At 59.7% G+C, this 13,745-nt stretch carries 12 protein-coding genes and 2 tRNA genes; 5 read left to right on the forward strand and 9 right to left on the reverse strand.

Going from position 1 to position 13,745, the window contains the following annotated elements; translation table 11 throughout:
* The first annotated feature begins 5 nt into the window (after positions 1–5).
* Positions 6–1,523 (forward strand): mechanosensitive ion channel family protein, encoded by a 1,518-nt coding sequence (locus tag NT131_05145; protein ID MCX6651028.1) that lies wholly within the window; start codon positions 6–8, stop codon positions 1,521–1,523.
* 42 nt (positions 1,524–1,565) lie between these two features.
* On the opposite strand, the gene NT131_05150 is transcribed toward NT131_05145, so the two are convergent.
* The 3 genes from NT131_05150 to NT131_05160 all read right to left on the reverse strand — a co-directional run bounded on the left by NT131_05150 (position 1,566) and on the right by NT131_05160 (position 3,641).
* Positions 1,566–1,640, reverse strand: a tRNA-Arg gene (locus NT131_05150).
* Positions 1,641–1,693: 53 nt separating this feature from the next.
* Positions 1,694–2,446, reverse strand: coding sequence for an FKBP-type peptidyl-prolyl cis-trans isomerase (locus tag NT131_05155; GenBank protein MCX6651029.1), 753 nt, complete (start codon positions 2,444–2,446; stop codon positions 1,694–1,696).
* A gap of 76 nt (positions 2,447–2,522) precedes the next feature.
* Positions 2,523–3,641, reverse strand: a complete 1,119-nt coding sequence (locus NT131_05160; protein MCX6651030.1) for a M42 family metallopeptidase — start codon at positions 3,639–3,641, stop codon at positions 2,523–2,525.
* A gap of 156 nt (positions 3,642–3,797) precedes the next feature.
* On the opposite strand from NT131_05160, the gene NT131_05165 reads away from it, so the two are divergent.
* A tRNA-Thr gene (locus tag NT131_05165) sits at positions 3,798–3,873 on the forward strand.
* A gap of 15 nt (positions 3,874–3,888) precedes the next feature.
* On the opposite strand, the gene NT131_05170 is transcribed toward NT131_05165, so the two are convergent.
* From NT131_05170 to argC, 6 genes are read right to left on the reverse strand one after another with little or no spacing between them, the layout of a single operon-like run.
* Complete coding sequence (locus NT131_05170; protein ID MCX6651031.1) at positions 3,889–4,242, reverse strand: cupin domain-containing protein; 354 nt, start codon at positions 4,240–4,242, stop codon at positions 3,889–3,891.
* Between the two features lie 42 nt (positions 4,243–4,284).
* Positions 4,285–4,971, reverse strand: coding sequence for an ACT domain-containing protein (locus NT131_05175; protein ID MCX6651032.1), 687 nt, complete (start codon positions 4,969–4,971; stop codon positions 4,285–4,287).
* 52 nt (positions 4,972–5,023) lie between these two features.
* On the reverse strand, positions 5,024–6,199 hold the full coding sequence (locus NT131_05180; GenBank protein MCX6651033.1) for an acetylornithine transaminase: 1,176 nt from the start codon (positions 6,197–6,199) through the stop codon (positions 5,024–5,026).
* A gap of 9 nt (positions 6,200–6,208) precedes the next feature.
* Complete coding sequence (gene argB, locus NT131_05185) at positions 6,209–7,060, reverse strand: acetylglutamate kinase (GenBank protein ID MCX6651034.1); 852 nt, start codon at positions 7,058–7,060, stop codon at positions 6,209–6,211.
* A 4-nt stretch (positions 7,061–7,064) separates the two neighbouring features.
* Complete coding sequence (gene argJ / locus NT131_05190) at positions 7,065–8,291, reverse strand: bifunctional ornithine acetyltransferase/N-acetylglutamate synthase (protein MCX6651035.1); 1,227 nt, start codon at positions 8,289–8,291, stop codon at positions 7,065–7,067.
* 2 nt (positions 8,292–8,293) lie between these two features.
* Complete coding sequence (argC, locus tag NT131_05195; protein ID MCX6651036.1) at positions 8,294–9,310, reverse strand: N-acetyl-gamma-glutamyl-phosphate reductase; 1,017 nt, start codon at positions 9,308–9,310, stop codon at positions 8,294–8,296.
* A gap of 235 nt (positions 9,311–9,545) precedes the next feature.
* Between argC and NT131_05200 the strand changes: the two genes are divergently transcribed.
* From NT131_05200 to argH, 3 genes are all read left to right on the forward strand, one after another.
* A complete protein-coding gene (locus NT131_05200; GenBank protein ID MCX6651037.1) occupies positions 9,546–10,949 on the forward strand; it encodes an MFS transporter in 1,404 nt (467 codons plus the stop codon).
* 76 nt (positions 10,950–11,025) lie between these two features.
* The gene (locus tag NT131_05205; protein MCX6651038.1) at positions 11,026–12,249 is read left to right on the forward strand and encodes an argininosuccinate synthase; all 1,224 of its coding nucleotides are present in this window, start codon (positions 11,026–11,028) and stop codon (positions 12,247–12,249) included.
* Between the two features lie 5 nt (positions 12,250–12,254).
* Positions 12,255–13,700 carry an argininosuccinate lyase gene (argH, locus tag NT131_05210; protein MCX6651039.1) on the forward strand — a complete coding sequence of 482 codons (1,446 nt, stop codon included), beginning with the start codon at positions 12,255–12,257 and terminating at the stop codon, positions 13,698–13,700.
* Positions 13,701–13,745 lie beyond the last annotated feature (45 nt).

Here is a 13,745-nt window from a genome sequence, read left to right on the forward strand (position 1 = left end):
CAGCCATGCTGCGGAAATGGAGGTACATCTGGTCCCTGATGGTGATCGCGCTCTTGCTGGTCAGCTTCAGCTCTGCCCTGCAGGCATCCCCGGAAGATGCCACCATCTATCAGGTGGACGAGCAAAAGGCAATGGACACTGGTTCCACCGCCTCGTTCCAATGGGTGGTCTACAACAACGGCTCCGACCCGCTACTGCTCACCGTGGAGCTGGAGACGGGGCTTCCATCGCGCATGTCATACGTACTGGAACCGGCCTTCCTGGTCCTTGAGCCAGGGCGGGGGCAGGATGTGTTCCTGAACGTGACCGCGGATGCGGATATGTACAGCGATGACCTGTACTTGCAGGTCCTTTTCAACGTGACCGACATGGTCACCGATGTCTCCGAAGAGAGCGACTACTCGGTGGCGCTGGAAGTAAACTCCATCTACGGACACCTGGACCGTCAGAACAAGATAATGGGCACCTGGGACAATTTTCTGCCCGCCCCCTTCGACGGCAGCTGGGGCGCCTTCCTGGTCAGCTTGCTCATTTGGCTGGCCATCGCCTTTCTGATAATGGAGGTCTTCGGACCGGCCCTGCACGCCCTGACCAAGAGGACCGCCTTGGAATGGGACGATATCATCATCGACGTGCTCAAACAACCTATTTTCCTGTTGATCCTGGCCTACGGGACCATATCCTCGCTGGAGATCCTCTCCCTGAGCTCCGAGCTGATGGCGGACATGGAGCTGCTCTACCTGGTGGTCCTGGTGCTGGTCGGGGCCCTTCTGGCGTATCGACTGCTGGTGAAGGTCGTGGTCCGCTACGCCCGCGAACGGAGCAAGACCACCGAAACGGAGGCGGACGACATACTGGTAGGAGCGATGGAGATGCTGGGAAAGGTCCTGGTCCCGGTGGTGACCATCTTCGTCATCGCCGCCATCTTCGGGCTGGACCTCGGCAGCGCCATTATCGGGCTGGGGTTTCTGGGCCTGATCGTCGGTTACGCCACGCAGGCCTGGCTCAGCAACGTCTTCGCCGGGATACAGCTCTTGTTCGACCGCCCCATCAAGATAGGGGACCAGGTACCTTTGGAGGGCGGACATATCGCCCATGTGCAGCACATCGGACTGCAGACCTGCCATTTCCTGGACCTGGATACCAACGAGGCTGTGGTAATCCCTAACTCTTTACTAATGAGCAAGGTCATCGTCAACATGTCCGCTCCGGACGTCCGGTACATCGTGGACGTCAAGGTCAAGGTACCAGTGGGGGAGGACCCCAAGCGCATCGAGGCACTGATGCTCGAAGCCGCCCGGCTCGTCCCGCAGATATTGCAGGAAGGGAAGAGCGCCCCGGTGGTGCGCGTTTCGGACCTCAAGGATGGACGGATTCTTTTTACCATCTTCCTATGGGTGGACCGGGTCCAGAACCGTTATCTGGCCCGCACCGAGTACCGCACCAACCTCTATCGCCTGTTCAACGAGAGCAAGGTGGAGTTCGCCCTGCCCCGGAAGACGGTGTGGTTCGGACGGAACTGAGTTCGGTGAAACATGTTATTTTTTAACTCTTAGAAATGAAAGCGGGCGGGGGGGGATTCGAACCCCCGGCCTGCAGCTTAGGAGGCTGCTGCCATATCCAGACTAGGCCACCCGCCCTTGCGTTCCGTTGATTATAAGATGATTATTTAAAATGTTTTGAGGGAAGGGTTTCAGAGCTCTTCTGGAGCCTTCTCTTCCTTGGTCTCTTCGGCGGCGGGCTTGTCCTCCTTCTTGAGGTATTCCTCCACCAGCTCGACGTCCACAGCGCCGAAGGCCTCGCGCAGGTCGGCCACCACCTTGTACTTGGTCAGCAGCCACTTCTGGTCGTACTTGCACACGTCAGGCAGGTACAGGACCACCTTCTCGGCGGTGACGGTGGCACGGAATCCCTCGCTGGTGGCGTAGTCCATCTCGCAGATGGCCAGGACCTTGTTATCGTCGCCCTCGACCTTGTCCAGGACGGTGAACTCGTATTTCAGGGAGGCTCCGGCGAAGCGGCGGTTGAAGTCCACCCGGACCATCCTGTTGGTGACGGTGATGATCGTTCCGACGCGGTTGTGGATGTTGACCTCCATGCCTGGCTCGGGGCGTATCTCCTGCCTGAAGAACTCGCGCAGGGGGATGTTCTCCATCAGCTTGGCGTCCCTGGCTCCGGCGGCCTTCTCCGGGGGAATCTCCACGGTGGTTTTGACGCCGACCTCGGCCTCGGCCAATGCCTCGTCCAAACCGGGGAACACCCTTCCGCCGCCGATCAACAGTGGTAGGGGCTTGTAGGTGAGGTTCTCATTGAAGATACCGGCCTCCTTGGCCTTGTCCGCGTTGGTAGTGTCGAAAAGCACGCCGCTCTCAGCGAGGAAGGCGTCGTAATCAATGTGGACAATGTCACCCTTGGAGACCTTAGCGGTCGCAGATTTAGTGGTCATGATATTCACCAGTGATACTAATTAAGGCGAATTGGTTGAGTGATTCTTTCTAATTATATCTTTTGGTGGACCAGGCTTAAATCCGGGTGAGCGAATCCACGGTCTTGCGGTCGAGCGCCTTGACCAGCTCCAGAGCGAGCCTCTGGCAGTCCTCCAGGTCTTTCATGTCGAAGGCCCCGACGTGCGAGTGTATGTGCCGCGTGGGAACGCCGATGGCCACGGTGGGAATCCCGGCCAGTGAGGTGTGTATGAACGCCCCGTCCGTCCCCCCACGGACCACGTAGGCCAGCTGATAAGGGATCTTCTTCTTCTCGCATGTGGAAATGACCAGTTCCTTCAGCGGAAGGTTGGGTATCATCATGCCGTCGAAGACGGTCACAGCGACCCCTTCGCCCATCTTCGCCGGGGCTTGCAGTGGATCGATCCCCGGAACGTCCCCGGCTATGTCCACGTCCAGTATGATGGCTACGTCCGGTTTGACGGAGGCGGAGACGGTCTTGGCGCCTCTGGACCCGACCTCCTCCTGCACCGTGGCGGCAGACACCAGGTGGTTGGGATGCTGCACCTTCTTCTTCTTGATCTCCTTCACCAGCTCCACAGCGGTGAACACGCCGAGGCGGTCGTCGAAGGCCTTCCCGAAGGCGATGGTCCTCTTGCCGGCGGGTTTGCCGTCCTTGTAGGCCTCTTTCACCATGGTGTGGAACCTGGAATCGGGGGTCGCGGCGTCGCCCAGCCTAACTCCCATGGCCTGAGCCTCCTCCTTGTTCGAAGCGCCGATGTCGATGAACATCATGTCCTTTACCACGACCTTCTTGGCCTCCTCAGGGTCCATGAGATGCACGGGCTTGCAGGCGATGACGCCTCTCAGCTCTCCCTTGTTGGTATGCACCAGTAACCTTTGACCCAGCAGGACCTGGTCGAACCAACCGCCGAGCTGACTGAAAGATAGATATCCCTGGGGGTTCACCCCGGTGATGATGAAACCGCACTCGTCGATGTGGCCGGCGACCAAGACGATGGGTCCGTCCTTGGCCCCCACCTTCTCGAACATCATGTTGCCCATGTTGTCGTTGTAGACCTTGTCGCAATACCCTTCGACGTACCTCTTGACCAGCTTGGAAGCATCGGCCTCGTAGCCAGGCGCTCCGGGTATGTCGCACAGTTCCTGCAAGAATTTCAAAGATTCCTTGTCCATGAATGACACCTATTTTTCAATGAATAGAGACGCGTATGTCTGCTGAGGATATAAAAGGAAAATGGCGTTATCTCACAGGCCCTGAGAAAACGTACTGTTAATAGAGATCTCGTTCGGTAAAAACGGTTAAATCCAGAACGCCGTTCCAGATGCAAGGCCACCATAGCTCAGCTGGTAGAGCGGCTGACTTGTAATCAGCAGGCCGGGAGTTCAAATCTCCCTGGTGGCTCCATTCTATAGTTTCAGATCATTCCAGCCAGACCGTGTCGTCTTCCTTGTACCCCACCTTGAGCACCAGTATGCGGAAATCGCGCTCGATCACCGGGTTGCCGTGTACGTCCCCGGGCTCGCATACTATGCAGTCCCCTTCCTCCATAACCGTCGGTAGCCCGTTGATGACGAAGGGCGCCGGACCTTTCAGGCAATAGAATATCTCCCGGGTCGCCTTGTGAAAATGGAAGGCCACCTTGTCCCCGGCGTTGAACTGCACTTCCTGCAGCAACGCCCCCTTGACGCCGAGGTCCGCCCCGTCCAGCACTATGCGCTTTAAGTAACCGTCCCCGGACACTTCCTTGTAGCCTGACCTAGGGAATGACTTCATCGTCTACGCATACGGCGTCACCGCATAAATGGCTTTGGTGGATCAGTGGCGGGCCTCGATGGCCTTCTCCGCGCTCTCGAGAAGGTTTGAGAGCAGGGAATACGCCTGAATCATGTCCTTCTCGTGCACGATGAAGATGGTGTCAGTGTAGCAGGACACGGTCTCCACCACGTTCACTCCCTGTTCGGAGAGGTTCGACGCAATGTACGAGAAAACGCCGCTGGTCTCGCCGATCTTCTGCGGGCTCTTCACCGTTATCTCCACCAGGTCCTCCCTGACCTTCAGGACGTTGGTCTCGCCCACCTCGTTCACCACCTCGCTGCGCAGCTTTTCGTCGGCGATGATGGTTATGGCCTGAGCTCCTTGTATGACCTGCATCAGGGCCTTCTGGTTGATCAGTTTGGCGAAGGTGCGCTCAAGGCGCTGCATCACCGTCCAATCGTTGCTGGCGGTGACGATGCAGATCTTCGTCTTGACCTCCAGGCGGCTGTCGGCCAGGATCGCTAGTATGTCCCCTTCGTGGTCCTTCTTGGAGAGCTTCTGGGCATAGCGACGGCAGGCGATCATGACCGCCTCCTCGTTCTTGATCCCCAGGTCCTTCATGATCAGCCTGGCCAGCGAAGAATAGTTGATCAGGTCCTTGGCCATGCAGTCCTTGACCGAGGGGTGGGCGTCGATATAGCTTCGGGTCCGCTCGGCCACGCTCTCCTTCTGGGGCGATTCTTTCATCGCTTCCCGTTAGCTCTGCGGCAATATTTTAATGTTTTATTTCAGACACTTTTCAGGTCATGAATTCCCGCAGCGTCCCGTTCAGCTCGTCGATGGAGCTCTGGGAGATTATCAGCGGAGGTATCAAACGGACCACCTTGCCGGCGCAGACGTTCACCAGCAACCCTTTCTGCAGGGCGTACTTCTGGAACTCCTTGGCCATGTCCCCCATCTCCACCCCGGTCATCAGGCCTAGCCCCCGGACCTCCGCTATCTCCTGGTGTGCGGAGGCGATGACCTTCAGCTCCGACCTCCACTTATCGCCCAGGGTGGCCGCGCGCTCCACCAGCCTTTCCTTCTTCATGGTGCGTATGACGGCGTTGGCCGCGGCGCAGGCCAGAGGGTTCCCTCCGAAGGTGGTCCCGTGCGATCCCGGGGTGAATGTTTTAGCGATATCGGGAGGGGCCACGATGGCCCCGATCGGCACCCCTCCCCCTAAGGCCTTGGCCAGGGAGATTATGTCAGGAACGACCCCGAAGTGCTGGAACCCGAACCATTTGCCGGTGCGCCCCATTCCGGTCTGCACCTCGTCCACGATCATGAGGGCGCCGCTGTCCGTGCAAAGGTCGCGAACGGTGCGGAAGTATTCCCGGGTGGCAGGAAGCACGCCGCCCTCGCCCTGGACCGGTTCCACGATGACCGCGGCGGTGTTCTTTCCCACCGCTGACTTGACCTCCTCTATCGAGTTGTATCCCACGAAGTCCACGTTCCGGGTCAGCAGGGCCTCGAACCCCTTCTGGTACTTTTGCTGGCCGGTGATCGAGAGCGAGGCGGCCGTACGGCCGTGAAAGGAGTTGCGGCAAGTCACCATCTTATCCCGGCCGGTGTGCTTCACGGCCAGCTTGAGCGCGGCCTCGTTGGCCTCGGCGCCGCTGTTGCAGAACAGCGACCGACCCAGCGGGGCGGGGACGATGGAGGCGATGGCCTCCCCCAGTTCGGCCTGCTCCTTCACCTGGTAGAGATTGGAGACATGTATGAGCCTGGAGGCCTGCTCCGAGATGGCCTTGACCAGCTCGGGGTGGGCGTGCCCCAGGCAATTGACGGCGATGCCGGCCACGAAATCGATGTACCGTTTGCCTTCCAGGTCCCACAGGAACTCCCGTTCTCCGTGGGAGAAACAGATCGTCTCGCGTCCGTAGTTCTGGAATAGGTAATAACCGCTAAGTTCTGCCACCTGTTTGCTGTCCATATCAAAACCTCATAAGGTCAACCTGGTGCCCAGGTTCCTGCTGCTGAAGAGCTGGTCCACAATGGCGTTCGGCGTGGTGCCGCAGATTATGTGGGCCGTCCCCACTCCCCCGTGCAAGGCCAGGAAGCAGGCGTCCACCTTGGGAATCATCCCGTTCTTCAGAACGCCCGAGGAGGTCAACGGTCCCAGGTCCTCCTCCCGGATCTCCGGTATGGTGGACGAGAGGTCCTCGAACACGCGGAGAACTCCAGGCACTTCTGTCACCAGCACCATGTCCGTGGCGCCAACGCCGGCGGCCAGGGCGGCCGCGGCGGTATCGGCGTTCACGTTCATGAGCTGCCCGTTCTTATCGGCGCAGATGGAGTAGACCACCGGGACGTAGCCGTTCCGACAGAGCAGATCGACCGCCTTGGGGTCGACCTTGACCACCTCGCCAACGTAACCGAGGTCCACGGACTCCACCCCATTCGGACCGTTGACGCTGATGTTCTCCATCTTCTTGGCCGTGAGGGTGTTCATCTCGCTGCCGGCAATTCCGATGCTCTTCAACCCGGCCTTGCGCAGTGAGACCACCACCCGGTCGTTGATGCGGGAGAGCACGGACTTGGCGATCTGCAGCGTGGCGTCGTCGGTTATGCGCAGCCCGGCCACCTTCTTCACAGGCAGCCCGCAGCGCTTCATCTCTTCGGTTATCTCCGGGCCCCCGCCATGCAGAATGACCGGGGTGAGCCCACGCTTCATAAGTTCGGCGATCTGGGCCGAGAAAAGGTCGATCTGTTCCATGCCGCCGATGGAGGACCCACCGAACTTCACCACCACCTTCCGCGGGGAGGAAGATGCCGCACGACTGCTCTGCTTCATCTCATCACGTGGTGTACATGGCGTTGATCTTCACGTATTCATAGCTCAGGTCACAGCCCCAGGCCTCACCCGAGGAATAGCCAGCGTTCAGGTCCAGGTCCACGATGATGGTCCTGTGCGAGAGGACCTTCTTCGCCGCTGTCTCCACCTCGCTGCCGCCGATGAGCGTGGGCGCCCCATCCTCGAACAGGGTGACGGAATCACCATTGCTGCGCAGGACCAGCTTCACCTTTTCCAGGTTGAACTCCGCATCGGAGTTGCCCAAGGCCGCCAGTATGCGCCCGAAGTTGGGGTCGGTCCCGAATATGGCCGTCTTGACCAGTGAGGAGGCGATGATGGCCCTGGCCGCGGAACGGGCCTGCACCGGGTTCTTGGCCCCGTGGACCAGGACCTCGATTAGCTTGGTGGCCCCTTCGCCGTCGAAGACGATCTTCTTGGCCAGCTGCTGGGCGACGAACTTGACGCCCTCCCAGAAGGCCGGGTCGTCGTCGGCCGGCTTTCCACCGGCGGCCCCGTTGGCCATGAAAACCGATATGTCGTTGGTGCTCTGGTCCCCGTCCACGCTGATGACGTTGAAGCTGACGTCCATCATGTCCTGCCAGTGGCGATTGAAGTTCTTGGCCAGCTGGGCGTCCGTCACCATGAAGGTGAGGGTGGTGGCGTGCAGCACCTTCATGGCCGGGGAGATCATGCCGCTCCCTTTGGTTATGCCAGCGATGGTTATCATGGTGCCGTCCTTCAGCGTCACTTTACAGGCGGCCTCCTTCTTGACCGTGTCCGTGGTCATGATGGCCCGGGCGGCCATGTCGTCCGCCTCCGGCCCTTTGCCGAGCGACAGCACCGCTTTGGGAATGCCTTCGGAGATCTTCTCCATAGGCAGGTAGCGGGAGATGACCCCGGTGGACGCCACGCCCACCAGATTGTCCTTTATGCCCAGGGTCTGGGCGGTGAGGAATATCATCTGCTTGGCGTCGTACACGCCCTGCATGCCGGTGATAGCGTTGGCGTTGCCGCTGTTTATGACCAGGGCCTGCAGGGTCTTGGGGTCCTTCTTCATCATGACCTCGATGGGCGCGGCCCTCACCTTGTTCTGGGTGTAGGCCATGGCACAGCGGGCCGGGACCTCCGAGAATATTACGGCCAGGTCCAGTTTCTCCTTCTTTATCCCACAGTGTACCCCAGCCGCCTTATAACCCTTCGGCGAGGTGATGCCCCCTTCAAAAACATCCATCTTCAAACCCCCAATCCCGGGAAATCCAGTCCCGTCTCTTCAGGCCATCCGAACATGGCGTTGCAGTTCTGTATCGCCTGTCCGGCCCCTCCCTTCACCAAATTGTCGATCACGCTCATGACCACCACGTTCCTGCCTCCTACTACTTCCAATCCTATCTCGCAATGGTTGGAGCCGATCACGGCCTGCATCCAAGGAACGTCGGTCATGCGCACGAAGCGCTTCCTACGGAAGAACTCCGTGTACATACCCAGCAATTCCTGTTTGGTAAGGTCATCGTTGAGCTTGAGGTACATGGTGCACAGCATGCCGCGCACCACTGGTATCAGGTGAGGGGTGAAGACGACCTCCGCCAGGTGCCCCTGCAGTCGAGTTAGCGTTTGAGCTATCTCGGGGGTGTGGCGGTGAGTGCCTATCTTGTAAGGGTTGACGCTCGCCCCGCAGTTGGGGTGATGAGTGGCCTTGGTCGGCTCGGCTCCGGCGCCGGAGGTGCCGCTCTTAGCGTCAATGATGACCCCGCCTTCCACTAAGTGGTTGGCGAACAGCGGGGCCAGGCCCAACGCGGAACATGTCGGATAGCAGCCAGGGTTGGCCACGAAGTCCGCCTTGGCGATATCGTCCCAATAGAGTTCGCTGAGCCCGTACACCGCCTTGCTCAGGTTCTCCAGGTCGGTGTGCTCGTGACCGTACCATTGCTTATAGACCAGAGGGTCCTTGAGGCGGTAGTCACCGCTGAGGTCGATGATCTTGGCCCCGCTACGGGCGATGTCCGGCGCCAGCTTCATGGAGGCGCCGTGCGGGGTGGCTAGGAACACCATGTCCAAGCCCTCACCGGTTATTGATTCGGAGAAATTGAGGTCCACGTAGCCGCGCAGGAACGGGTGGGTGTCTGCGACCTTCTGACCGGCCAGCTGGCGGGAGGTGATCGCCTCCAAGGAAATATGGGGATGGCGGCTCAGCAAGCGGGCTAGTTCCCCGCCGATATAACCGGACCCCCCGACCACCGCTGCTTTTTTCATGTTTTACCTCATTAATATGAGAATTTGCCGAATTAAGAGTTTGTTTATTAAGCATTGCGACGCAAACGAGACATTTTTACGAAATGAAGAGGAAATTGAACCTCCGGTCCGGTCACGGTGATAGATTCCAAGCATTTACCCCTTTGGAAACTCGAAAATACTCCGACGCCGTTTACCGAACGGGCATTGTTATAACTTTCCAGCCCGACCAACCAGGAAAGCGACGGAGCGCGGCATGGTCGGAAGGGGAAGCAACTTTAGGGGATGGAAAGGACACCACACGGTTTGGCTCCTGCTATTCACAGCCTGGGCAGTTTGCTATCTTGACCGGACATTGACCGGCCCGGTGGTCTCCTGGATGATAGCTAACGATTCCTTCATGTTCGCGGGGTTGAATTCACCGCATGCAGTGGGTGGAGTGATCGGCTCCATGTTCTTCGCCGGGTACATGCTGACGCAATTTCCAGCAGGCTACCTCGGCGACCGTTATGGCAGACGCACAATGCTAGTTGTGAGCACGGTTTGGGCCGGGGTGTCCACCGTTCTCAGCGGATTGTCTCGGAGCTTGAGCACATTCGTTGCCACCAGGGTCTTTACCGGCCTGGGAGAGGGCGCCTACTACTCCAACGACCGAGCCTTGGTGGTCCGGGTGACCCCACCGGAGAAGGTCGGAACTGGCATGGGCGTGGTCTTCGTGGGCCTGGCCATAGGAATGACCTCGGCCACGGTAACTGCTCCGTGGCTCATGGATTGGGCCCAAGGGTTCATGGGAACAGAGGCCTGGGCCTTCCCCTTCCTGTTGTTCGGACCACCCACTGTTTTAGTGGGCATCATCCTGCACCGGCGCCTACCGGCGGGGGAGACCGAATCTTACAAGGGCGCGTTCCCGCGTTTGCTCCTTTTTTCGGCATTATTCTTGGCGGTCATCCTGGGCTTCTACCAATTGTCACTTGCCCTGCACTTAGGAGCGCTGTGGCAGACCCTCTTCGTCCTGGTGGCCGCGCTCTTGCTTGTAGTTCTCATCTACGCCCGGCTGGGAACGGTGAGCGCCCCGGTCCTGCGCGACCGTTCGTTACAGCTTATGTACCTCTCGGCCATCCCCATACTCTTCACCCTCTGGTTCTTTGGCTTCTGGGCCCTTCTGGTGGTGTCGGAATCCTCCGACCTGGGGCTGAGCGGGGCAGCGATCTATGCCGGTCTTTTCGGTGCGGCCAACGTTCTCGGTTACCCTTTGGGAGGGATCATCTGCGACCGCTATCCGGGGATAGTTCGCCGGAAACGACTGTACGCCCTCTTCTGCTTGATGGTCTCGGCCCTGGTCCTCATGCTCGTCCCCGCCATCGAGAACATGGACCTCCTGGGGCTGGCGGTGCTGCTGTTCCTCATCGGGGTCACCTTCTCGGCCATGCAGACCGCGCACATGACCCTGACCGCCGACCTGTCCCCGCCGGATATGATGGGGCAGTCCTTCGGCATGTGGAACCTGGTGGCCGAGGTGGGTGCGTTGCTCTCTCCGGTCATCTGCGGTTATCTCAGGGACCTGACCGGGGGATGGGTGGCGGCGATCCTCCTGACCACCGGGCTGCTGGTTTTGAGTGCAGTGCTGGTCTTAATGGTCCCGCGCACTGTCCGATACTGAACTCTTGTTCCGGACAATGTCTCTTGGTCGGCGCTTTTAATTAATATAGTAGGTCGCTTCCTCGGCCCAGATTCACATGGTAGCTCGCGCGAAGAAGGTTCGTGACAAGGTAGTGCTGGCATACTCTGGCGGTCTGGACACCTCCGTGGCCATACGCTGGCTGCAAGCGAATTATGATCTGGACGTCATAGCTGTCAGCATCAATGTGGGACAGCCCGGGGACCTGCAGGAAGCGGTGGACCGGGCGCTGAAGATCGGGGCGGTGCAGGCCTATGCCATAGACGCCACCGAGGAGTTCGTCAACGATTACATCGGGCCGTCGCTGAAGGCCAACGCCCTTTATATGGGCACCTACCCCCTGGCCACCTCCATCGCCCGGCCGCTCATCGCCCGGATCATGGTGGACATCGCCAAGAAGGAGGGCGCCAAGTATATCGCCCACGGCTGCACCGCCAAGGGAAACGACCAGGTGCGCTTCGACGTGAGCATCGGTGCCCTGGCCCCCGAGATAAAGATCATCGCTCCAATGAGGGAGTGGGTCATGACCCGGGAACAGGAAATCGAGTACGCTCGCCAGAACGACGTGCCCATCAAGGTCAAGAAGGAATGTCCCTACAGCACCGACGAGAACATCTGGGGCCGGAGCTGCGAATGCGGGGTCCTGGAGAACGCCATGACCGAGCCGCCGCGGGACTCCTTCGAGTGGACCGTGGACCCGTCCGAAGCCCCGGACAAGCCGGAGTACGTCGAGATACACTTCAAGAAGGGTTTGCCTGTAGGATTGAACAAGACCAAGAAGATGCCCATGACCGAGATCATCAAGCAGTTGAACAAGCTCGGTGGTAAGCATGGCTACGGCCGGATCGATCATATCGAGGACCGGCTGGTTGGGATAAAGTCTCGTGAGACCTACGAGTCCCCGGCGGCCATGATGCTCATCGCCGCGCACAAGGACCTGGAGAAGATGGTTCTGACCAAGGACGTCTTCAACTTCAAGCGTTCCGTGGAGCAGCGCTACTCCGAGCTGTGCTACGACGGCCTGTGGTTCTCCCCTCTGAAGGAGGCCCTTGACGCCTTCGTTGACAAGACCCAGGAGTTCATCGACGGCACCGTAAGGGTGAAGCTGTACAAGGGCAATGCCACCATAGTGGGCCGTTCCTCGCCATACTCCCTGTACGATACGGGGCTGGCGACCTACGCCGAGGGCGACGAGTTCGACCATCGCTCGGCCGAGGGCTTCATCTACGTGTGGGGCCTGCCGTTGCGCAGCGTGGCCAAGGCCCAGAAGAAGAAAAAGTGATCATTATGGTCGAGAAACAGTTGTGGTCCGGTCGTTTCGCCGAAGGGCCTAGCCAGATGACCCTTTCGTTCACTTCGTCCCTATCCGTGGACATGAAGCTGGCCTGGTACGACATTGCCGGCTCCGTGGCCCACGCCCGGATGCTGGGGGCCCAAGGGATCGTCGCTCCGGAGGAGTCCGAAAAGATCGTGGACGGCCTGAAGAGGCTGCTGGACGACCTGGAGGCAGACCAGCTGGACCTCTCGGACGAACTGGAGGATGTGCACACCAACGTCGAAGCGCTATTGACCGAACTGGTGGGCGAGGCCGGTAAGCGCCTGCACACCGCCCGCAGCCGCAACGACCAGGTCTCTACGGACCTTCGAATGTTCGTCCGCGACGCCATACTGGAGATCGTGGCCTTGCTCATGGACGTCCAGGGCATCCTGTTGGACCGCGCCGAGGAGGAGAAGGGCACCATGATGCCCGGTTTCACTCACCTGCAGCACGCCCAGCCGGTCAGCTTAGGTTTCCATCTCATGGCCCATGTGTTCCGCCTGCAGCGGGACGCCGAGAGGTTCCTGGACGCTTACAAGAGGGTGAACCAGTGCCCGCTGGGCGCCGGAGCCCTGGCCGGGACCGGCCACGCCATAGACCGGAACATGACGGCCGAGGCGCTGGGGTTCGATAGGCCAACGGACAACGGCATGGACACCGTCAGCGACCGCGACTTCGCCCTGGAGTTCGCCTACGTCTGCGCCCAGACCATGGTGCACCTGAGCTCCATGGGCGAGGAGCTGGCGCTCTGGACCTCCCCGGAGTTCGGATTTGCGGAGATGTCGGACGCCTTCGCCACCGGCAGTTCCATCATGCCGCAGAAGAAGAACCCGGACGTGGCCGAGCTCATACGAGGGAGGAGCTCGTTGGCCGTGGGGAACCTGACGCAGCTGCTGGTCTTGATGAAAGGGTTGCCGCTCAGCTACAACCGCGACATGCAGGAGGACAAGGGCGCGGTCTTCTCCAGCTATGAGACGCTAACCTCCTGTCTCTTCGTCATCGGCCCCATGTATCACGCACTGATATTCAACAAGGAGAGGATGTCCGAGGCCTGCGCCAGGGGGTTCCTGAACGCCACCGACCTTGCCGACCACCTGGTGCAGCGGGGCATGTCCTTCCGACAAGCCCACGAGACGGTGGGGGCGGCGGTGCGCTACTGCGTGAGCAAGGGCAGGACGCTGGAATCGCTCAGCGTCAAGGAGCTGAAGAAGTTCTCCGAACTGCTGGACGGTTCATCGACAGAGTACATCGCCATGGAAGCCTGCCTGGAACGTCGCAATTCCCTTGGAGGGACGTCCCCGGAACAGGTCAGGGTTCAGATCGCGGCGGCTAGGCAGAAGGTCGAAGGCCACCGGGCCGAATGTTACGGTGAGATCGACCGGTTGGAGAAGGTCTGGGAGAGTTTGCGGGCATGAGCACGTAACCTTTTCCCGTGCCCGTGGTAAAAAATGTATCGGAAC

It is taken from the genome of Methanomassiliicoccales archaeon, assembly GCA_026394395.1.
In the GTDB taxonomy this organism is placed as follows: Archaea; Thermoplasmatota; Thermoplasmata; order Methanomassiliicoccales; family UBA472; genus UBA472.